This window comes from Pseudoalteromonas sp. 120-MNA-CIBAN-0494, from assembly GCF_040308885.1.
Lineage (GTDB): Bacteria > Pseudomonadota > Gammaproteobacteria > Enterobacterales > Alteromonadaceae > Pseudoalteromonas > Pseudoalteromonas nigrifaciens.
Genome location: NZ_JBEOOE010000261.1, coordinates 1 through 223 on the forward strand (window position 1 = coordinate 1; position 223 = coordinate 223).

The 223-nt window shown below is 49.3% G+C and carries 1 tRNA gene; it reads right to left on the reverse strand.

Going from position 1 to position 223, the window contains the following annotated elements:
• Window positions 1-146: 146 nt before the first annotated feature.
• Window positions 147-223 (reverse strand) — tRNA-Arg (locus AAEY55_RS18705).

Genomic DNA, 223 nt, shown 5'->3' on the forward strand with positions numbered 1-223 from the left:
GGCGCAGGAGGATTCGAACCTCCGACCGCTCGGTTCGTAGCCGAGTACTCTATCCAGCTGAGCTATGCACCCACTTTATAGTTTACTTATTTTAACTCTAAGCAGAGCTTTTGCTTATTTAAACTCTAAGCAGAGTTATTAAAGTATGGTGGGCGCAGGAGGATTCGAACCTCCGACCGCTCGGTTCGTAGCCGAGTACTCTATCCAGCTGAGCTATGCACCC